Source organism: Streptomyces sp. NPDC006314, from assembly GCF_040613075.1.
Lineage (GTDB): Bacteria > Actinomycetota > Actinomycetes > Streptomycetales > Streptomycetaceae > Streptomyces.
Genome location: NZ_JBEXRL010000010.1, coordinates 99,419 through 118,364, shown reverse-complemented (window position 1 = coordinate 118,364; position 18,946 = coordinate 99,419). Strand labels below are relative to the sequence as shown.

The window sequence follows — 18,946 nt, the reverse complement described above, 5'->3', positions numbered from 1 at the left end:
GTGCGTCAGGCCGGGCCCTCGCCGACGATGCGGCGCAACACGTCGGGGCGCAGTACGACAATGTGCCGACGGCGGGTGACGACGACCTCTCGCGCACGCAGTTCCGTGAGGAGCCGGGCCACAGCCTCTCTGGAGGAGCCGACCGAGCCGGCGAACTCGTGCTGGCTCAGCCCGATGGTGAGTTCGATGCCCTCGGTGGTGCGTTTGCCGTGGGTGCGGACCAGTTCGAGCAGGAGGACGGCCAGCCGTTCGCGTACGGTGAGGGCGGCCCATTGAAGTCGACGGCGGTCGGTCGTCCGCTGCCGGTCGGTGGTCAGGCTCAGCAACTGCAGCGCCACCCGCGGATTCGCCGCGAGAAAGCCGGTGAACCGGCCCTGCTCGATCACGATCGCCTCAACCGGCTCCAGGGCGGTCACGGTCGCCGCGCGGCCGCGGCCGCTCAGCGCCGCGCCCTCGCCGAGGATGTCGCCGGGGCCACGCAGGGCGAGGAGGGCCTCGTATCCGTTGGCCGCGGTGGCCGTGATCTTTGTCCAGCCGTGCAGGACGAGGAGCACGTGCGCGGAGGGCTCGGCCTGATGCATGAGAACAGCTCGGGCCTGGTAGCGCAGCGGCCGCCCGCTGCTGAGCAGGGCGACCCGGTCCTCATTCTCCAGCCTCGCAAGGAAGGGGACGGCGTCGTCGAAACCGTCGTCGTCCCACGCACGTGTCCGCCCACCGACCATCCCGCCCCCGGACTGAGCCCTTGTAGCATCGCGATCACTCAACGTACTTGACGCGCTCGCACGAGAGAGCGGTAATCGGTCACCCGGTTCCACGCCGTTTTACCCGAACCGATCGTCGATTCGAAGATCGGGGAGGGTACCCCGGCTTGACATGACCCGCAGGGCGAGGCGGGTGGGTTCCATTTGTTTTGACCGCAGCGAATGCGGTAGGTACGCTCAGACCTTGTGCCTGGGGTGTGCCCTGGCTCTCGTGCGTGCCTTCAACCGCATGGCGAGCCGTCACCGGCCACCGTAATCCGCGCCCTTCCCGTTTCGCGGCGGGATGTTGCGGGATTCGACACACCCGACCGCGTGGGTCGGCGAAGTTTCAGGTTAGCTGTACCTATCGGCACACAGAAACCGGAGAAGTAGTGCCTACGATCCAGCAGCTGGTCCGTAAGGGCCGGCAGGACAAGGTCGAGAAGAACAAGACGCCCGCACTCGAGGGTTCCCCTCAGCGTCGTGGCGTCTGCACGCGTGTGTTCACGACCACCCCGAAGAAGCCGAACTCGGCCCTGCGTAAGGTCGCGCGTGTGCGTCTGACCAGCGGCATCGAGGTCACTGCTTACATTCCGGGTGAGGGACACAACCTGCAGGAGCACTCCATCGTGCTCGTGCGCGGCGGCCGTGTGAAGGACCTGCCGGGTGTTCGCTACAAGATCATCCGCGGTTCGCTCGACACCCAGGGTGTCAAGAACCGCAAGCAGGCTCGCAGCCGTTACGGCGCCAAGAAGGAGAAGTAAGAATGCCTCGTAAGGGCCCCGCCCCGAAGCGCCCGGTCATCATCGACCCGGTCTACGGTTCTCCTCTGGTGACCTCGCTGATCAACAAGGTGCTGCTGAACGGCAAGCGCTCCACCGCCGAGCGCATCGTCTACGGCGCCATGGAGGGTCTGCGTGAGAAGACGGGCAACGACCCGATCATCACGCTGAAGCGCGCGCTGGAGAACATCAAGCCGACCCTCGAGGTCAAGTCCCGCCGTGTCGGTGGTGCGACGTACCAGGTTCCGATCGAGGTCAAGCCCGGTCGCGCCAACACGCTCGCGCTGCGCTGGCTCGTCGGTTACTCCCGCGCCCGTCGCGAGAAGACCATGACCGAGCGTCTGCTCAACGAGCTTCTCGACGCCTCCAACGGCCTCGGTGCCGCTGTGAAGAAGCGCGAGGACACGCACAAGATGGCCGAGTCCAACAAGGCCTTCGCGCACTACCGCTGGTAGTCGCTACCCACATCGAGACCGAGAGAAGACTGAAGCCTTATGGCTACCACTTCACTTGACCTGGCCAAGGTCCGCAACATCGGGATCATGGCCCACATCGACGCGGGCAAGACGACCACCACCGAGCGGATCCTGTTCTACACCGGTGTGTCTTACAAGATCGGTGAGGTCCACGACGGCGCTGCCACCATGGACTGGATGGAGCAGGAGCAGGAGCGTGGCATCACGATCACCTCTGCTGCCACCACCTGTCACTGGCCGCTGAACGACGTCGACCACACCATCAACATCATCGACACCCCGGGCCACGTCGACTTCACCGTCGAGGTGGAGCGCTCCCTGCGCGTGCTCGACGGTGCCGTGACGGTGTTCGACGGCGTCGCCGGCGTTGAGCCGCAGTCCGAGACGGTGTGGCGTCAGGCGGACCGCTACGGCGTCCCGCGTATCTGCTTCGTCAACAAGCTCGACCGGACCGGTGCCGAGTTCCACCGCTGCGTCGACATGATCAGCGACCGCCTGGGCGCGCAGCCGATCGTCATGCAGCTCCCGATCGGTGCCGAGGCCGACTTCAAGGGCGTCGTCGACCTCGTGACGATGAAGGCCCTGGTCTGGTCCGCCGAGGCCACCAAGGGCGAGATGTACGACGTCGTCGACATCCCGGCCACGCACACCGAGGCTGCCGAGGAGTACCGCGGCAAGCTGATCGAGGCCGTGGCCGAGAACGACGAAGAGATCATGGAGCTGTACCTGGAGGGCGAGGAGCCTTCCGAGGAGCAGCTGTACGCCGCGATCCGTCGTATCACCATCGCGTCCGGCAAGGGCACCGGCACCACCGTGACCCCGGTGTTCTGCGGTACCGCGTTCAAGAACAAGGGCGTCCAGCCCCTGCTCGACGCGGTCGTGCGCTACCTGCCTTCCCCGGTCGACATCGAGGCCATCGAGGGCCACGACGTCAAGGACCCGGAGACGGTCGTCAAGCGCAAGCCGTCCGACGACGAGCCGCTGTCCGCGCTGGCGTTCAAGATCATGAGCGACCCGCACCTCGGCAAGCTCACCTTCGTCCGGGTCTACTCGGGCCGCCTGGAGTCCGGCACCTCGGTGCTGAACTCCGTCAAGGGCAAGAAGGAGCGCATCGGCAAGATCTACCGCATGCACGCCAACAAGCGTGAGGAGATCGAGTCGGTGGGCGCCGGCGACATCGTCGCCGTCATGGGCCTGAAGCAGACCACCACCGGTGAGACGCTGTCCGACGACAAGAACCCGGTCATCCTGGAGTCCATGGACTTCCCGGCGCCGGTCATCCAGGTCGCCATCGAGCCCAAGTCGAAGGGCGACCAGGAGAAGCTCGGCGTCGCGATCCAGCGTCTGGCCGAGGAGGACCCGTCCTTCCAGGTCCACTCGGACGAGGAGACCGGCCAGACCATCATCGGTGGCATGGGCGAGCTGCACCTCGAGGTGCTGGTCGACCGTATGCGCCGTGAGTTCAAGGTCGAGGCCAACGTCGGCAAGCCGCAGGTGGCGTACCGCGAGACGATCCGCAAGGCCGTCGAGCGCGTCGACTACACCCACAAGAAGCAGACCGGTGGTACCGGTCAGTTCGCGAAGGTGCAGATCGGCATCGAGCCGCTCGAGGGTGGCGACACCTCGTACGAGTTCGTGAACAAGGTGACCGGTGGTCGTATCCCGAAGGAGTACATCCCTTCGGTCGACGCCGGTGCGCAGGAGGCCATGCAGTTCGGCATCCTCGCCGGTTACGAGATGACCGGCGTGCGCGTCATCCTCCACGACGGCGCCTACCACGAGGTCGACTCCTCCGAGCTCGCCTTCAAGATCGCCGGTTCGCAGGCCTTCAAGGAGGCCGCGCGCAAGGCCAGCCCCGTGCTGCTCGAGCCGATGATGGCCGTCGAGGTCACCACGCCCGAGGACTACATGGGTGAGGTCATCGGCGACATCAACTCCCGCCGTGGTCAGATCCAGGCCATGGAGGAGCGGGCTGGTGCCCGCGTCGTGAAGGGCCTCGTGCCCCTGTCGGAGATGTTCGGCTACGTCGGCGACCTCCGCAGCAAGACGTCGGGTCGCGCAAGCTACTCGATGCAGTTCGACTCCTACGCCGAGGTTCCGCGGAACGTCGCCGAGGAGATCATCGCGAAGGCCAAGGGCGAGTAACGCACCGCGTTAACACGCCGTAGGCTTGACTCCGGAGCCTCAAGGGGCAAACGTCCGCAATCGTGAGCGTTTGCCCCGGGTTCCGGGCCATTACAGCAAAGATCACCTGGCGCCGATGAAGTAAGGCGTACCAGAACCACTCCCAGGAGGACCCCAGTGGCGAAGGCGAAGTTCGAGCGGACTAAGCCGCACGTCAACATCGGCACCATCGGTCACATCGACCACGGTAAGACGACCCTCACGGCCGCCATTACCAAGGTGCTGCACGACGCGTACCCGGACCTGAACGAGGCCACCCCGTTCGACAACATCGACAAGGCGCCCGAGGAGCGCCAGCGCGGTATCACCATCTCCATCGCGCACGTCGAGTACCAGACCGAGGCGCGTCACTACGCCCACGTCGACTGCCCGGGTCACGCGGACTACATCAAGAACATGATCACCGGTGCCGCGCAGATGGACGGCGCGATCCTGGTGGTCGCCGCGACCGACGGCCCGATGCCGCAGACCAAGGAGCACGTGCTCCTGGCCCGCCAGGTCGGCGTCCCGTACATCGTCGTCGCCCTGAACAAGGCCGACATGGTGGACGACGAGGAGATCCTGGAGCTCGTCGAGCTCGAGGTCCGTGAGCTCCTCACCGAGTACGAGTTCCCCGGCGACGACGTTCCGGTCGTCAAGGTCTCCGCGCTCAAGGCCCTCGAGGGCGAGCAGGAGTGGGTGGACTCCGTCCTCAACCTGATGAAGGCCGTCGACGAGTCGATCCCGCAGCCGGAGCGCGACGTCGACAAGCCGTTCCTCATGCCGATCGAGGACGTCTTCACCATCACCGGTCGCGGTACGGTCGTCACCGGCCGTATCGAGCGCGGTGTCCTCAAGGTGAACGAGGAAGTCGAGATCATCGGCATCAAGGAAGAGAAGACCAAGACCACGGTTACGGGCATCGAGATGTTCCGTAAGCTGCTGGACGAGGGTCAGGCCGGTGAGAACGTCGGTCTGCTGCTTCGCGGTATCAAGCGCGAGGACGTCGAGCGCGGCCAGGTCATCATCAAGCCGAACACGGTGACCCCGCACACCGACTTCGAGGCTCAGGCCTACATCCTGTCCAAGGACGAGGGTGGCCGCCACACGCCGTTCTTCAACAACTACCGCCCGCAGTTCTACTTCCGTACGACGGACGTGACCGGCGTGGTGACCCTCCCCGAGGGCACCGAGATGGTCATGCCGGGTGACAACACCGAGATGACGGTGGCGCTCATCCAGCCCGTCGCCATGGAGGAGGGCCTGAAGTTCGCCATCCGCGAGGGTGGCCGCACCGTGGGCGCCGGCCAGGTCACCAAGATCGTGAAGTAAGCTCCGCTTGCTTCAGGGTCACATCTGACCTGAGGGGAGGCCCGTACGACTTCGGTCGTACGGGCCTCTTCTGCTGTTCCGCGCCGCTTCCGGAGCCGCTCACCGCACGACCGTGACGAAGACCGGCGTCCACCGGTTGAAGGTCTGGATGGTGGATCCGACGGTGGTGCCGCAGCGGCTCCTGACCGGCACGGGAGGGCTGCCCGCGCTGCACCTGGGTCCGCCGGAGAGCCGATGGCTGTAGCGGGGCGAGGAGTGGACCATGGGTGATGTGTCCGGTGGCCGGGGACCGGGGGATCTCGTGTCCTCGCCCGCCGAGAAGCGGGCGGCGGCACGGGCCGTCGAGGACCACATCGAGCCGGACACCCGCAAGGCCGGCCGGTGGGCGGACGACGAGACCGGGGCGGCGGTGAAGGCCTTCGGCGCGCGGGACGGATGCGGCTGGCTGACCTCAGGAGCGCTGCGCGCGGCCCACGAGACCTGGGCCGGCCAGGTCAAGAACCTGCTGGACCGGCTGGGCGCCGAAAAGGAGGCGCTGCGCGTCACGAACACGGTGCTGACCAGCGCCGACATCGGCACCGGCACGGCGCTGCGAGAGCTGTCCGCGCTGGACCGGTACTGAGGGGGCGGCCGGATGCCGACGTACCACGAGATCATGACCGCCGACCTCGGCACACTGACCACCGCGGCCGAGCGCTGGGAGGGCATGGCGGGGCAGTTCGCCAAACAGGAGAACGCATACCGCCGGTGTGTGTACGGCGTCTCCACAGGCACCGCGTCGTGGGCGGGCATGAGCGCGGAGGCGGCACACGGGCGTTTCGCCGTCACGCTCAAGGAGTTCGCGTACGCGCAGACGGAGGCGAGGGCCGTCGCCTCGCTGCTGCGGGACGCACACGCCCAGTTCGTGGAACTGAAGGGCCGCCTGACCGCGGTGCGGCAGGAGGCGACGGAGGCGGGGATGCGGGTCTCCGACCGGGGACTGGTGGCGGTGGACCCCGAGCACGGGAAGGGCGGGGAGCACCGGTCGGCCGTCCGCTCCTGGCAGGACCACATCGACAGGGCGGTCCGGGACGTCACGGACGCGGACACCGGCGTACGGACCGCGCTCGCGGCGGTGGTCGTCGCCTCCGATGCGCTGGCCGGGGGCCGGGGCTTCAACGGCAGGGCGAAGGGCGACGTCGAGAAGTACGAGGCGGTGGAGGCGGAGAAGGCCCTCGCGAGACTGAGCCGGGGCGACCACCTCTCACGCGAGGAGCTCGCCGAGCTGGCGCGGGCGTTCCGGGACAACGCCGACGACGAGGCCTTCTCGCGGACGCTGCTGGACGACCTGGGAGCAGCGGGCACCATCAGGCTGACGAACGAACTGAACGACCTGGTCCATGTGCGGGGCGGCGACCGAACCGGCGACTACTCGACCCTTGAGAAGGGCCTGGCGCAGACGCTGGCGACGGCGACGAGAGACACGGACTCGCCCTGGTACCAGCGCTGGCGCGCAGACATGCGGCAGGCCGGCATCGAGCACTACGCCACGGACGTGCAGGGCGAGCGGCTGGACAAGGCGGTGGGCTACCAGTCGCTGGTCACGCTGATGAGCCACGGCAACGGATACGCGCCGCGCATGCTCGAGGACCTCACGGACGACATGATCACGGCGGAGAAGAGCCATCCGGGCGTCTGGCGGTCGAAGGGGGACTACAGCGGCAGACATGGCGGCTGGTTCGCCAACGACCCGGTGGACGGCGCGCTGGGCATCATGAGCCGGGATCCCGCGACGGCTGCGCACTATCTGTCCTCGGACGCCCATATGAAGTACCTGATGCATGACCGTGACTGGAAGGTCAGCCTGCACGAGCAGGACGGGCCGAAGGCGGGCCGCTACACGGCGCGGCCCGACGCGGACGACCGGGCGGGCTTCGGGGCGGCGCTCCAGGCGGCGGCGACCGGGATCGACCCGTCGGACCGGCACGCGCACTACGCCGCGCACGGCAAGCAGAACGAAGCGGTCTTCAAGTCGGCCCTGGGCCACCTGGCGGACCAGGGCGACGACTTCCCGCCGTCACTGCGGCGCCCGATGGCCAACGTCCTGGTCAATCACGGTGCCACGGTCCACGCCTCCATGAGCGAGATCGACATCGCCCACTCCCCGCTGAAGCAGGACCAGCTCTTCGAGGTGGCGAAGCAGATCTCCAAGGACAAGGAGGCCTACGGCACGCTGAACGGGGGGTTGAACCAGGCGATGGTCTCCCAGATCCACGGGGACCACTCCAACTCCGCGGAATCCCTGACCCGAGCCGGCCGCACGGTGGGCTTCCTGGAAGAGGCCCGCGTCCAGGCGCAGGGGGAGCCCAAGGCCGCGGAGTTCGAAGCAAAGCCTCTCTTCGACACGGCGATCAGCTATCTGCCGGTGGCGAGCGGCGATGTGCAGGCTGGGTTCGACTATGTGACGGATCAGTGGCTTGCGGATGAGCAGAAGAGGCTGGATGAGAACCAGGCGGAAGACAATGTTAGGGCCTATTCCAAGAGGAACGGCCAGCTGATGGCACTAGCGAAAGAATGGATGAAAACACACAAGGTGGATGAGAATTCGTATTGCCAGCCGAAGGAAGAGATCAATAGGTCCGCCCGCGATGGGATCGCTCACGCGGCTGGGATGTCAGGGGAACGGCCTGCGTGAACCTGTTCCGGCGGTTCGTCTTCTTGGGGCTGGTTGCTCTGCCCCTCTCCCTCTGTGCGCTCTCGTGCAGCAGCTCCGCTGACGGCACTGTCCCTGCAACTCTCTGTGGCACTCGCATCGATCCTGCTTTGACTCGTCTGCTCCTGCCGTCCTCCGAAGACCTGCATGAGTTCACCCGGGTCGATCGAGAGGAAGCGATCACGGCACCTTGCGTGCTTTTGGCGGGACGTGAGCCTGCGCTCGAATTTCAGTTTTCGTGGGATGAAGGTGCCACGAACCTGATGTACCTAGCGACGGGCAGTGGCTCTGTCTCACATGTGAATGAGCCTCGCAATGCGGATTTCGCCATGAAGGCCGTCGTAGGGACCGATGGAGCCATCGCTACCACTCGATGTAAAACCAAAGGCGGAAACTACTTCACCCTCACCCTCCAGCTACCCCGGATCAAGACCGGGGACCATTCCCACCGCGAGGACATCGAGACGTTCATGCGGGCCTACTTTCCTGCCACCGTCAAGACGCTCGGCTGTTCGTGATGTGGCGGTCTCGGCCATGCAGGTCAACGGCACCCCATCGGCGAGCCATGGGACGTTAAAGAAACGCCAGGCGGCAGTGCCCAACTGCCGCTTGCGGGCCCGGCGTTGTTAGCGTGACGCGAGCACGCCAGAGGCACAGACGGGGGTTGGCATCGTGGCGGGAAGTGATGGCGAACAGGCCGTGGGAATGCGGCTCAACCAGTACCCGGCCGACCCGGGCGGCGGCGGATCGACCGGCGGCGGCCAGCCGGACCTCGCCTCCTCGCCCGCTGAGAAGCGCGCCGCGGCGAACTCGATCGAGAACAACATCGAGCCCGGCACCAAGAAGGCGGGCGACGCCGCCGACGAGCAGACCGACGCGGTGGTGAAGGCGTTCGACGCGAAGGACGGACACGGCTGGCTCACGTCCGCTGCCGTCAGCAAGGCGCACAAGACCTGGGGCGAGCAGGTCCAGACCCTGATGACCCGGCTGTCGTCGGAGAAGGCGGCGCTGCGCGGCACGAACACCGTGCTCTCGGGCACGGACCTCGGCGTCGCGTCCGGCGTCCGCACCTCGTCCGCGCTCGACGCGTACTGAGCCCGCGCCCGACCGCCGCCGGAACATCATCGCTCACTCAACGGGGAACCATGCCGACCTACCACGAGATCCTGGCCACCGACCTGTCCACACTCAGCACGGCAGCCGAACACTGGGACGACGTGGCCAAGGGCTTCCACACGCAGGAGACCACCTATCGGCGTGACGTGCACGGGATCACGCTCGGGTCGACATGGCAGGGGCTGAGCGCGAACGCCGCCAACGGGCGGTTCGACGTCACGCTGAAGGAGTTCCAGAAAGCGCAGACGGAGGCGAAGGCGATCGCCTCGCTCTTCCGTGACGCGCACACGCAGTTCGTGGACCTGCGCAAGAAGCTCGAGTCGGCCCGGGACGACGCCGTGGCCCAGGGGATGAAGGTCTCGGACCAGGGAGTGGTCTCGTACGACACCGGGAAACTCAGCCAGGGGAACCGCCAGGCGCTGGCCCACGACCCCGACTACCAGGAGAGCGTCCGTACGTCCGTCGCCTCCTGGCAGGCCCGTATCGACCAGTGCGTGAAGGACGTGAACGACGCCGACAAGGGCGTCGAGGTCGCCTTCCAGGCCGTGGTGACCGACTCCGACACCGCCGACGGCACGATCGGCGGGTTCAACGGCAAGGCGCAGGGCGACATCGAGAAGTACGAGGCGAACGAGGCCAAGGACATCGCCGCGCGCGTCAACACCGGCAAGGCGACCGCGAGCGACTACAAGGAACTGCAGCGGCTCTTCCACGACAACTCCGGCGACACGGCGTTCAGTCAGACCCTGCTCGACGACCTCGGCGCGCGGGGCACGCTGCAGCTCTCCAACAGCCTCGACAGCCTCGCCCACTACGACGACAAGAAGCACGGCGGCCAGTACCTGGACATCCAGAAGGGCCTGGCCACCACGCTGGCGACCGCGACGCAGGACCCGCACTCGTCCTTCTACAAGGACTTCCGCGCGGACATGCGGAAGGCCGGGACCGAGCAGTTCAAGGTCGACGGCCTCAGCCCCATCCCGGACGAGAAGGTCCGCGGCTACCAGAGCCTCGTCACGCTGATGCAGCAGGGGAACGGCTACTCCGGCCAGTTCCTGGAGGACACCGCCGACGACATCCGGCACGCGGAGGAGTCGCACATGGCCGAGGGCAACACCGAGTCCCTCTGGGCCCTGCGGGACGAGTTCAGCGGCAAGGACCGCGGCTGGTTCGCCAACGACCCGCTCGACGGCGTGCTGGGCATCATGTCCCACGACCCCAAGACCAGCACCGAGTACCTGGACCCGGCCCACAACGACAATCTGCAGTACCTGCTCCACGGGCGGGACTGGGACACCGTCGTGGACCACTTCGCGACCCCGCCCGGCGGCACGACGACCGGCATGCCCGTCATGGCGGAGGACGGTGACGTCCGCAAGGGCTTCGGCGCGGCCCTGGAGGCCGCCACGACCGGGCAGGCGCCGGGCGACTACCACGCGATCGGCCGGCACACCGAGCCGCAGGCCCGCATCCTGCAGCACACGATCAACACGCTGTACACCGACAAGCACGCCCAGGACCTGCCGAAGAACCTCACCACCCCGCTGGCCCACATCCTGACGTCGTACACGCCCGACACGCACGAGATCTACGCGGAGTCGTCGTCGAAGTACGACACCGACTGGGACAGCGAGGGCTCCGTCTGGACCGACAAGGACGGGACGCACATGGCCGTGGGGCACCAGCGTCTTGCCGCCGTCATGAGAGGCGTCGCCAACGACCCGGAGGCGTTCGGGCATCTCTACGGGGCGGAACAGCAGTACTCACACCATGTCCTGGAGACGATTCCCGCGGACGCCGGCGACAAGACGATCCGGGACCGGATCGTGGAGTCGTCCCGTGCCATGGGCGCCTACGACGGCATCCGGTCGGACATCATCTACGACGAGCGGTTCAAGAAGACGCAGTGGGCCGCCGACTTCAACCAAGGGCTCGGCACGTCCTTCGGCACGGCGCTGCTGTTCAACCCCGTGAAGGATCTCAGCCCCGTCGGAGACCTCACCTCGAAGGCCCTCGACGTGTGGGTGTACGAGTCGAACAAGGAGCACGTGGCCGAGGCGAACCTCGCCGCCACCGAGCAGAACGCCAAGACGTACGACGCCGGTCAGCATGACGTCGAGAAGCTGGTCAGGGCCTGGGCGGACAGCCGTGGCCATGCCGTCGACAGCGACTGGACGAAGTACTACGTCCACGCGGGTCAGAACGATTACGAGCACGGCCGTGACCGCACGCTGAGCACGCTCCGCGCCGACCGCTGACACGGCCCGCAACGGCCTCCCGACAGAATGAGCACGATGCAGATGAAATCCGGGTTCCGGCGTATGCACGCGGGATGGTACGCAGGGGCGTGCCTGCTGGCTCTGGCGGTGCTGGGTCTCGTGCTCTACGGCACCGGGACCCTCGGCACGCGTGACGACCGCTCACTGGACCGGGCCTGCGACGGCACCCTGGCCCAGGGCGGGCTGCGGGCTGCTCTGCACTCGTCGGACCTGAGCGCCGGTGACGAGGGCGACGGCGACTATCTGACCGCCTGCAGTGTCCACACCGCGGAATCCGGACCCCAGGGCAGCTCCCTGCGGCTGAAGCTGCGCTGGAGCACGGCGGCGCCCCCCTCCGACACCCTCACCTGGTACAACGCCGACTACAACGGTGTGAGGGCGCAGGCGGCCCCGCTCGGCCACGGCTGGTCCGGTGTCGTCAGGCGCGACGGCACCTACCAGGTCATGGTCACGCTCGACTGTGTGAACCAGAAGAACAAGGCCCTGGTCGCCTACGGTGACCTGCTCGGCACGGCGAACAGCTCGACCCTGGGCGGTCTCGGCCGGGTGACCACCGAGACCGCCCAGAAGGCAGCCGGGAAGCACGGCTGCCAGGTGAGGGCCGGGAAGCGCCTCACCAGCCTGTCCACGGCACGGCTCGGCCCGCCCGGCACGGCGAAGCCGCTGGAGCGGGCTCAGGGGTCGTGCGTCGCGCTGCGCGGCACGGCGGCGGCACGCAACGGCATGCCCGAGGTCATGGAGTACCCCGCGGACCCGGACGCTCCGCAGACCAACTGCTACCTGGTCACGAAGGCGAAGAAGCCGGGTTACGGCCTCTACGCCTATTACGGTGCCGCCGCCAAGGACTTCCTGAGCAGCGAGGGCAGCCGGCTCAAGGAGGGCTACGGCCCCACCCACGGTGACCGCGACTACGCCTGGGCCACCGCGACGTGTCCGCAGTCGGCGCAGCCCGCCGTGTTCGTGCTGTACCGCCTGTACGACAGGGATACCGACACCTATCCGGTCCCGCACCACTCCGCCTCGTTCGCCGACGCCGCCCTCAAGGCGTTCGCCGATCACGAGGCGAAGCAGCACGGTTGCACCGAGTCGTCGAAGGCCCCCCGAACGGGCGCGACGGTTTGACCTACGTCACCTTCGGGGTAATCTCTTCCGCCCGATTGGCCAGGCCCCTGCCCCATATGGCAAACTGTCGGAGTTGCTCGGTCGAGTGTTGATGCTGCGCGCCTCCCGCCGGGAGGACTGGAAGCGAGTCCCACAGTACTCGTCGCCCTAACTGCCTGATGGCAGCACTGGGGCGGACGTACGGGAATCTTCCGGGAAGCGTGGGCGCGGCACCGGCCAGGCGCCCGGTGGGCCTTCCGCCCCTGGCTTGCGGTTCCGGAAGGGCCGTGTGCATTCCCCGCAGGGATGTTCGAACAAGGGACATCTGTGTCAGCGGGAACGCGACACGCCCGACCGCGTGGGTCGGAGGAGAAGGGTACGGAACCACCGGGTTCCAGAGCGTAAGAGAGACAGGACTACTGAGTAGCCATGGCGGGACAGAAGATCCGCATCCGGCTCAAGGCCTACGACCACGAGGTCATCGACTCCTCGGCGAAGAAGATCGTCGAGACGGTGACGCGCACTGGTGCGTCGGTCGCGGGCCCGGTGCCGCTGCCCACTGAGAAGAACGTGTACTGCGTCATCAAGTCGCCGCACAAGTACAAGGACTCGCGCGAGCACTTCGAGATGCGCACGCACAAGCGCCTGATCGACATTCTCGACCCGACCCCCAAGACCGTTGACTCTCTGATGCGACTCGACCTCCCGGCCGGTGTCGACATCGAGATCAAGCTCTGAGGCCCGGTGATCTGAAAGATGGCTAAGCAGATCAAGGGCATCCTGGGCGAGAAGCTCGGCATGACGCAGGTGTGGGACGAGAACAACCGTGTTGTTCCGGTCACCGTCGTCAAGGCCGGCCCCAACGTCGTCACCCAGGTCCGCACGAACGACGTCGACGGCTACGAGTCCGTCCAGATCGCGTTCGGCGAGATCGACCCGCGCAAGGTGAACAAGCCCCTCAAGGGCCACTTCGCCAAGGCCGACGTCACTCCCCGCCGCCACCTCGTCGAGATCCGTACCGCTGACGCCAGCGAGTACACCCTCGGCCAGGAGATCACCGCCGAGGTGTTCGAGGCCGGCATCAAGGTCGACGTGACCGGCAAGAGCAAGGGCAAGGGCTTCGCCGGTGTCATGAAGCGTCACAACTTCAAGGGCCTCGGCGCCGGACACGGCACCCAGCGCAAGCACCGCTCGCCCGGTTCCATCGGTGGCTGCGCCACCCCGGGCCGCGTGTTCAAGGGCCTCCGCATGGCGGGTCGCATGGGCAACGAGCGGGTCACCACCCAGAACCTGACCGTCCACGCCGTTGACGCGGAGAAGGGTCTGCTGCTCATCAAGGGCGCGGTTCCCGGTCCGAACGGCGGCCTCGTCCTGGTCCGCACCGCGGCCAAGGGGGCCTGAGGTAACCGATGAGCACTGTTGACATCCTTTCGCCGGCGGGCGACAAGGCCGGTTCCGTCGAGCTCCCCGCGGAGATCTTCGACGCCAAGGTCAGCGTTCCGCTGATCCACCAGGTCGTCGTCGCGCAGCTGGCCGCTGCCCGTCAGGGCACGCACAAGACCAAGACCCGTGGCGAAGTCCGTGGTGGTGGCAGGAAGCCGTACCGCCAGAAGGGCACCGGTCGCGCCCGTCAGGGTTCGACCCGTGCGCCGCAGTTCGCCGGTGGTGGCGTCGTGCACGGTCCCGTGCCGCGTGACTACTCGCAGCGGACCCCGAAGAAGATGAAGGCCGCCGCCCTGCGCGGTGCCCTCACCGACCGGGCGCGTCACAACCGCATCCACGTCGTCTCCGGCGTGGTCGAGGGCGAGAACCCCAGCACGAAGGCCGCCAAGAGCCTGTTCGGCAAGATCTCGGAGCGCAAGAACCTGCTCCTGGTCGTCGAGCGCGCCGACGAGGCCGCGTGGCTGTCCGCCCGCAACCTGCCCCAGGTCCACATCCTGGAGCCGGGCCAGCTGAACACGTACGACGTTCTCGTCTCGGACGACGTGGTCTTCACCCAGGCCGCGTTCGAGTCCTTCGTGTCTGGCCCCAAGGCCGCTGACACCGAAGGGAGCGAGGCCTGATGGCTACGCGTCACCCGAGCATTGCCTCGAAGGCCGCCAAGGCCGCCAAGGCCGCGCGCGTCGCCAAGGCGCGTCGCCACGCCACCGAGGGCAAGAACACTGTCGAGACCCCGCTGAGCAAGTCCTTCACGGACCCCCGTGACGTGCTGCTCAAGCCGGTCGTCTCCGAGAAGAGCTACGCGCTCCTCGACGAGGGCAAGTACACGTTCATCGTCGCCCCGGGCGCCAACAAGACCCAGATCAAGCAGGCCGTCCAGGCGGTCTTCGACGTCAAGGTCACCGGGGTCAACACGATCAACCGCCAGGGCAAGCGCAAGCGCACGAAGACCGGTTTCGGTCAGCGTGCCGGCAGCAAGCGCGCGATCGTGACCCTCGCCGAGGGCGACCGTATCGACATCTTCGGCGGTCCGACCGCCTGAGGGCGGTCCGGATCGTCCGATATCGGACGAGGACTGAGAAATGGGAATCCGCAAGTACAAGCCGACTACGCCGGGCCGTCGTGGCGCCAGCGTCGCCGACTTCGTCGAGGTCACGCGGTCCACGCCGGAGAAGTCGCTGGTCCGCCCGCTGCACAGCAAGGGCGGCCGTAACAACGCCGGTCGTGTGACCGTTCGCCACCAGGGTGGCGGACACAAGCGCGCCTACCGCGTGATCGACTTCCGTCGTCACGACAAGGACGGCGTGCCGGCGAAGGTCGCGCACATCGAGTACGACCCCAACCGCACCGCGCGCATCGCGCTGCTGCACTACGCCGACGGTGAGAAGCGCTACATCCTCGCCCCGCGCAACCTGCAGCAGGGTGACCGCATCGAGAACGGTCCCGGGGCCGACATCAAGCCGGGCAACAACCTGGCCCTCCGCAACATCCCGGTCGGTACCACGATCCACGCGATCGAGCTCCGTCCCGGTGGCGGTGCCAAGTTCGCCCGCTCCGCCGGTGCCTCCGTGCAGCTGCTCGCGAAGGAGGGCTCGATGGCCCACCTCCGCATGCCGTCCGGCGAGATCCGCCTGGTCGACGTCCGCTGCCGCGCCACCATCGGCGAGGTCGGCAACGCCGAGCAGAGCAACATCAACTGGGGCAAGGCGGGCCGCAAGCGGTGGCTGGGCGTTCGCCCGACCGTCCGTGGTGTGGTCATGAACCCGGTTGACCACCCGCACGGTGGTGGTGAGGGCCGGACCTCCGGTGGTCGCCACCCTGTGTCCCCGTGGGGCAAGAAGGAAGGCCGTACTCGTTCGCCCAAGAAGGCGTCGAACAAGTACATCGTCCGCCGCCGCAAGACGAACAAGAAGCGCTAAGGACGGGTTGAGATGCCTCGTAGCTTGAAGAAGGGGCCCTTCGTCGACGACCACCTGATCAAGAAGGTGGACGCCCAGAACGAAGCCGGCACCAAGAACGTCATCAAGACCTGGTCCCGTCGCTCGATGATCGTCCCGGCCATGCTCGGTCACACGATCGCGGTGCACAACGGCAAGACCCACATCCCGGTGTTCGTCACCGAGTCGATGGTCGGCCACAAGCTCGGCGAGTTCTCGCCGACCCGCACCTTCCGGGGCCACGTCAAGGAAGACCGGAAGTCGAAGCGCCGCTAGTAGCGGATCGCATTCAGACACGTAAGTAACTGAAGGGACAACCATGGAAGCCAGGGCCCAGGCGCGGTACATCCGCGTCACGCCCATGAAGGCCCGCCGCGTGGTGGACCTCATCCGTGGCATGGACGCCACGGAGGCCCAGGCCGTCCTGCGATTCGCTCCGCAGGCCGCCTCCGTGCCGGTCGGCAAGGTGCTCGACAGCGCCATCGCCAACGCCGCGCACAACTACGACCACACCGATGTCGACAGCCTCTTCATTTCCGAGGCCTACGTCGACGAGGGCCCGACCCTGAAGCGGTTCCGTCCGCGTGCCCAGGGCCGTGCCTACCGGATCCGCAAGCGGACCAGCCACATCACCGTGGTCGTCAGCAGCAAGGAAGGAACCCGGTAATGGGCCAGAAGGTAAACCCGCACGGGTTCCGGCTCGGTGTCACGACCGACTTCAAGTCGCGTTGGTACGCCGACAAGCTGTACAAGGACTACGTCAAGGAAGACGTCGCCATCCGTCGGATGATGACGTCCGGCATGGAGCGCGCCGGCATCTCCAAGGTGGAGATCGAGCGCACCCGTGACCGCGTGCGTGTGGACATCCACACCGCTCGTCCGGGCATCGTCATCGGCCGCCGTGGCGCCGAGGCCGACCGCATCCGCGGCGACCTCGAGAAGCTCACGGGCAAGCAGGTCCAGCTGAACATCCTCGAGGTCAAGAACCCCGAGACCGACGCTCAGCTGGTTGCCCAGGCCGTCGCCGAGCAGCTCTCCTCCCGCGTCTCCTTCCGCCGTGCCATGCGTAAGAGCATGCAGTCGGCGATGAAGGCCGGCGCCAAGGGCATCAAGATCCAGTGCGGTGGCCGCCTCGGCGGCGCCGAGATGTCCCGCTCGGAGTTCTACCGCGAGGGCCGCGTGCCCCTGCACACGCTCCGTGCGAACGTGGACTACGGCTTCTTCGAGGCCAAGACGACCTTCGGCCGCATCGGTGTGAAGGTCTGGATCTACAAGGGCGACGTCAAGAACATCGCCGAGGTCCGCGCCGAGAACGCTGCCGCCCGTGCGGGTAACCGCCCGGCCCGCGGTGGCGCCGACCGCCCGGCCCGTGGTGGCCGCGGTGGCGAGCGGCGCGGTCGCAAGCCGCAGCAGGCTGCCGGTGCCGAGGCCCCCAAGGCCGAGGCCCCCGCGGCTGCCGCTCCGGCTGAGAGCACCGGAACGGAGGCCTGACCGAAATGCTGATCCCCCGTAGGGTCAAGCACCGCAAGCAGCACCACCCGAAGCGCAACGGTATGTCCAAGGGTGGAACGCAGGTTGCGTTCGGCGAATACGGCATCCAGGCGCTGACCCCGGCCTACGTGACGAACCGCCAGATCGAGGCGGCCCGTATCGCGATGACCCGTCACATCAAGCGTGGCGGCAAGGTCTGGATCAACATCTACCCGGACCGTCCCCTCACCAAGAAGCCGGCCGAGACCCGCATGGGTTCCGGTAAGGGTTCTCCGGAGTGGTGGATCGCGAACGTCAAGCCCGGACGTGTGATGTTCGAGCTGTCGTACCCCAACGAGAAGATCGCCCGTGAGGCGCTGACTCGTGCGGCCCACAAGCTGCCGATGAAGTGCCGGATCGTCAAGCGCGAGGCAGGTGAAGCGTGATGTCGGCCGGTACCAAGGCGTCCGAGCTGCGCGAGCTGGGCAACGAGGAGCTTCTGGCGAAGCTCCGCGAGGCCAAGGAAGAGCTGTTCAACCTCCGCTTCCAGGCGGCGACGGGTCAGCTCGAGAACCACGGTCGGCTGAAGGCCGTCCGTAAGGACATCGCGCGGATCTACACCCTGATGCGCGAGCGCGAGCTGGGCATCGAAACGGTGGAGAACGCATGAGCGAGAACAACGTGACTGAGCAGAACACCGAGGCGCGGGGCTTCCGCAAGACCCGTGAGGGCCTCGTCGTCAGCGACAAGATGGACAAGACCGTCGTCGTCGCCGTCGAGGACCGCGTCAAGCACGCGCTGTACGGCAAGGTCATCCGCCGTACCAACAAGCTCAAGGCGCACGACGAGCAGAACGCCGCGGGTGTCGGCGACCGCGTCCTCCTCATGGAGACCCGGCCGCTGTCCGCGACGAAGCGCTGGCGCGTCGTCGAGATCCTCGAGAAGGCCAAGTAATTCCTGCGGGGCAAACCCGCAGGTCAGTTCCGCCAGGCTCCGGGGGCCGCTGAAAGGCGGCCCCCGGGGAACCGGCAGACGATCAGGAGATAGACGTGATCCAGCAGGAGTCGCGACTGCGTGTCGCCGACAACACTGGTGCGAAGGAGATCCTTTGCATCCGTGTGCTCGGTGGCTCCGGTCGCCGCTACGCGGGCATCGGTGACGTCATCGTCGCCACCGTCAAGGACGCGATCCCCGGTGGCAACGTGAAGAAGGGTGACGTCGTCAAGGCGGTCATCGTTCGCACCGTCAAGGAGCGCCGCCGTCCGGACGGCTCGTACATCCGCTTCGACGAGAACGCCGCCGTCATTCTGAAGAACGACGGCGACCCTCGCGGCACCCGCATCTTCGGCCCGGTCGGGCGTGAGCTGCGCGAGAAGAAGTTCATGAAGATCATCTCGCTGGCTCCGGAGGTGCTGTAA

24 protein-coding genes are annotated in these 18,946 nt (G+C 66.9%); 23 read left to right on the top strand and 1 reads right to left on the bottom strand.

The features are described 5' to 3' along the window. Window positions 1-5: 5 nt before the first annotated feature. The gene (locus ABZ079_RS20105) at window positions 6-722 is read right to left on the bottom strand and encodes a Crp/Fnr family transcriptional regulator (RefSeq protein WP_356940768.1); all 717 of its coding nucleotides are present in this window, start codon (window positions 720-722) and stop codon (window positions 6-8) included. A gap of 410 nt (window positions 723-1,132) precedes the next feature. On the opposite strand from ABZ079_RS20105, the gene rpsL reads away from it, so the two are divergent. From rpsL to rplN, 23 genes are all read left to right on the top strand, one after another. Beyond that, a complete protein-coding gene (gene rpsL / locus ABZ079_RS20100) occupies window positions 1,133-1,504 on the top strand; it encodes a 30S ribosomal protein S12 (RefSeq protein WP_003948652.1) in 372 nt (123 codons plus the stop codon). A gap of 2 nt (window positions 1,505-1,506) precedes the next feature. Beyond that, window positions 1,507-1,977 carry a 30S ribosomal protein S7 gene (rpsG, locus tag ABZ079_RS20095; RefSeq protein ID WP_003992340.1) on the top strand — a complete coding sequence of 157 codons (471 nt, stop codon included), beginning with the start codon at window positions 1,507-1,509 and terminating at the stop codon, window positions 1,975-1,977. 39 nt (window positions 1,978-2,016) lie between these two features. Beyond that, entirely contained in the window at window positions 2,017-4,143 is a 2,127-nt protein-coding gene (fusA, locus tag ABZ079_RS20090) for an elongation factor G (RefSeq protein ID WP_356940767.1), read from the top strand. A 156-nt stretch (window positions 4,144-4,299) separates the two neighbouring features. Further along, a complete protein-coding gene (gene tuf, locus ABZ079_RS20085; protein ID WP_356940766.1) occupies window positions 4,300-5,493 on the top strand; it encodes an elongation factor Tu in 1,194 nt (397 codons plus the stop codon). Window positions 5,494-5,563: 70 nt separating this feature from the next. Next, window positions 5,564-5,737, top strand: a complete 174-nt coding sequence (locus ABZ079_RS20080) for a hypothetical protein (protein ID WP_356940947.1) — start codon at window positions 5,564-5,566, stop codon at window positions 5,735-5,737. A gap of 18 nt (window positions 5,738-5,755) precedes the next feature. Then, window positions 5,756-6,115, top strand: coding sequence for a hypothetical protein (locus ABZ079_RS20075; protein WP_356940765.1), 360 nt, complete (start codon window positions 5,756-5,758; stop codon window positions 6,113-6,115). Between the two features lie 12 nt (window positions 6,116-6,127). Further along, window positions 6,128-8,167 carry a hypothetical protein gene (locus ABZ079_RS20070; RefSeq protein ID WP_356940764.1) on the top strand — a complete coding sequence of 680 codons (2,040 nt, stop codon included), beginning with the start codon at window positions 6,128-6,130 and terminating at the stop codon, window positions 8,165-8,167. After that, entirely contained in the window at window positions 8,164-8,703 is a 540-nt protein-coding gene (locus ABZ079_RS20065; RefSeq protein ID WP_356940763.1) for a hypothetical protein, read from the top strand. The genes ABZ079_RS20070 and ABZ079_RS20065 overlap by 4 nt, the downstream gene beginning before the upstream one ends. A 154-nt stretch (window positions 8,704-8,857) precedes the next feature. Continuing rightward, on the top strand, window positions 8,858-9,280 hold the full coding sequence (locus ABZ079_RS20060; protein ID WP_356940762.1) for a hypothetical protein: 423 nt from the start codon (window positions 8,858-8,860) through the stop codon (window positions 9,278-9,280). A 50-nt stretch (window positions 9,281-9,330) separates the two neighbouring features. Further along, window positions 9,331-11,559: a hypothetical protein gene (locus ABZ079_RS20055; RefSeq protein ID WP_356940761.1), complete on the top strand. Its 2,229-nt coding sequence runs from the start codon at window positions 9,331-9,333 to the stop codon at window positions 11,557-11,559. A 36-nt stretch (window positions 11,560-11,595) separates the two neighbouring features. Then, window positions 11,596-12,702 (top strand): hypothetical protein, encoded by a 1,107-nt coding sequence (locus tag ABZ079_RS20050; protein WP_356940760.1) that lies wholly within the window; start codon window positions 11,596-11,598, stop codon window positions 12,700-12,702. Window positions 12,703-13,110: 408 nt separating this feature from the next. Next, the gene (rpsJ, locus tag ABZ079_RS20045; protein WP_003948644.1) at window positions 13,111-13,419 is read left to right on the top strand and encodes a 30S ribosomal protein S10; all 309 of its coding nucleotides are present in this window, start codon (window positions 13,111-13,113) and stop codon (window positions 13,417-13,419) included. A gap of 18 nt (window positions 13,420-13,437) precedes the next feature. Continuing rightward, on the top strand, window positions 13,438-14,082 hold the full coding sequence (gene rplC, locus ABZ079_RS20040; RefSeq protein ID WP_020135811.1) for a 50S ribosomal protein L3: 645 nt from the start codon (window positions 13,438-13,440) through the stop codon (window positions 14,080-14,082). An 8-nt stretch (window positions 14,083-14,090) separates the two neighbouring features. After that, window positions 14,091-14,744 carry a 50S ribosomal protein L4 gene (rplD, locus tag ABZ079_RS20035; protein ID WP_356940759.1) on the top strand — a complete coding sequence of 218 codons (654 nt, stop codon included), beginning with the start codon at window positions 14,091-14,093 and terminating at the stop codon, window positions 14,742-14,744. Further along, complete coding sequence (rplW, locus tag ABZ079_RS20030) at window positions 14,744-15,163, top strand: 50S ribosomal protein L23 (RefSeq protein ID WP_356940758.1); 420 nt, start codon at window positions 14,744-14,746, stop codon at window positions 15,161-15,163. Before rplD ends, rplW begins: the two co-directional genes overlap by 1 nt. Window positions 15,164-15,203: 40 nt before the next feature. Further along, entirely contained in the window at window positions 15,204-16,040 is an 837-nt protein-coding gene (rplB, locus tag ABZ079_RS20025; RefSeq protein ID WP_356940757.1) for a 50S ribosomal protein L2, read from the top strand. Window positions 16,041-16,052: 12 nt separating this feature from the next. Then, entirely contained in the window at window positions 16,053-16,334 is a 282-nt protein-coding gene (gene rpsS / locus ABZ079_RS20020; protein WP_004984529.1) for a 30S ribosomal protein S19, read from the top strand. Between the two features lie 43 nt (window positions 16,335-16,377). Then, entirely contained in the window at window positions 16,378-16,725 is a 348-nt protein-coding gene (rplV, locus tag ABZ079_RS20015) for a 50S ribosomal protein L22 (RefSeq protein WP_006130776.1), read from the top strand. Further along, complete coding sequence (gene rpsC, locus ABZ079_RS20010; RefSeq protein ID WP_010036723.1) at window positions 16,725-17,549, top strand: 30S ribosomal protein S3; 825 nt, start codon at window positions 16,725-16,727, stop codon at window positions 17,547-17,549. The genes rplV and rpsC overlap by 1 nt, the downstream gene beginning before the upstream one ends. Before the next feature lie 5 nt (window positions 17,550-17,554). After that, a complete protein-coding gene (gene rplP, locus ABZ079_RS20005) occupies window positions 17,555-17,974 on the top strand; it encodes a 50S ribosomal protein L16 (protein ID WP_009190136.1) in 420 nt (139 codons plus the stop codon). Beyond that, window positions 17,974-18,198 carry a 50S ribosomal protein L29 gene (rpmC, locus tag ABZ079_RS20000; protein ID WP_007494763.1) on the top strand — a complete coding sequence of 75 codons (225 nt, stop codon included), beginning with the start codon at window positions 17,974-17,976 and terminating at the stop codon, window positions 18,196-18,198. The genes rplP and rpmC overlap by 1 nt, the downstream gene beginning before the upstream one ends. Further along, complete coding sequence (rpsQ, locus tag ABZ079_RS19995) at window positions 18,195-18,482, top strand: 30S ribosomal protein S17 (RefSeq protein WP_020941675.1); 288 nt, start codon at window positions 18,195-18,197, stop codon at window positions 18,480-18,482. Before rpmC ends, rpsQ begins: the two co-directional genes overlap by 4 nt. 95 nt (window positions 18,483-18,577) lie before the next feature. Then, complete coding sequence (gene rplN, locus ABZ079_RS19990; protein ID WP_003998823.1) at window positions 18,578-18,946, top strand: 50S ribosomal protein L14; 369 nt, start codon at window positions 18,578-18,580, stop codon at window positions 18,944-18,946.

What these genes read in the sequence shown, in the direction of transcription:
- rpsC (WP_010036723.1), top strand. Translation starts at nt 16,725, where the DNA reads ATGGGCCAGAAGGTAAACCCGCACGGGTTCCGGCTCGGTGTCACGACC.
- ABZ079_RS20105 (WP_356940768.1), bottom strand. Translation starts at nt 722, where the DNA reads ATGGTCGGTGGGCGGACACGTGCGTGGGACGACGACGGTTTCGACGAC.
- rplV (WP_006130776.1), top strand. Translation starts at nt 16,378, where the DNA reads ATGGAAGCCAGGGCCCAGGCGCGGTACATCCGCGTCACGCCCATGAAG.
- rplP (WP_009190136.1), top strand. Translation starts at nt 17,555, where the DNA reads ATGCTGATCCCCCGTAGGGTCAAGCACCGCAAGCAGCACCACCCGAAG.
- rplB (WP_356940757.1), top strand. Translation starts at nt 15,204, where the DNA reads ATGGGAATCCGCAAGTACAAGCCGACTACGCCGGGCCGTCGTGGCGCC.
- fusA (WP_356940767.1), top strand. Translation starts at nt 2,017, where the DNA reads ATGGCTACCACTTCACTTGACCTGGCCAAGGTCCGCAACATCGGGATC.
- rplC (WP_020135811.1), top strand. Translation starts at nt 13,438, where the DNA reads ATGGCTAAGCAGATCAAGGGCATCCTGGGCGAGAAGCTCGGCATGACG.
- rpsS (WP_004984529.1), top strand. Translation starts at nt 16,053, where the DNA reads ATGCCTCGTAGCTTGAAGAAGGGGCCCTTCGTCGACGACCACCTGATC.
- rpmC (WP_007494763.1), top strand. Translation starts at nt 17,974, where the DNA reads ATGTCGGCCGGTACCAAGGCGTCCGAGCTGCGCGAGCTGGGCAACGAG.
- ABZ079_RS20075 (WP_356940765.1), top strand. Translation starts at nt 5,756, where the DNA reads ATGGGTGATGTGTCCGGTGGCCGGGGACCGGGGGATCTCGTGTCCTCG.
- ABZ079_RS20050 (WP_356940760.1), top strand. Translation starts at nt 11,596, where the DNA reads ATGCAGATGAAATCCGGGTTCCGGCGTATGCACGCGGGATGGTACGCA.
- rpsJ (WP_003948644.1), top strand. Translation starts at nt 13,111, where the DNA reads ATGGCGGGACAGAAGATCCGCATCCGGCTCAAGGCCTACGACCACGAG.
- ABZ079_RS20055 (WP_356940761.1), top strand. Translation starts at nt 9,331, where the DNA reads ATGCCGACCTACCACGAGATCCTGGCCACCGACCTGTCCACACTCAGC.
- rplD (WP_356940759.1), top strand. Translation starts at nt 14,091, where the DNA reads ATGAGCACTGTTGACATCCTTTCGCCGGCGGGCGACAAGGCCGGTTCC.
- rplW (WP_356940758.1), top strand. Translation starts at nt 14,744, where the DNA reads ATGGCTACGCGTCACCCGAGCATTGCCTCGAAGGCCGCCAAGGCCGCC.
- rpsQ (WP_020941675.1), top strand. Translation starts at nt 18,195, where the DNA reads ATGAGCGAGAACAACGTGACTGAGCAGAACACCGAGGCGCGGGGCTTC.
- ABZ079_RS20070 (WP_356940764.1), top strand. Translation starts at nt 6,128, where the DNA reads ATGCCGACGTACCACGAGATCATGACCGCCGACCTCGGCACACTGACC.
- rpsG (WP_003992340.1), top strand. Translation starts at nt 1,507, where the DNA reads ATGCCTCGTAAGGGCCCCGCCCCGAAGCGCCCGGTCATCATCGACCCG.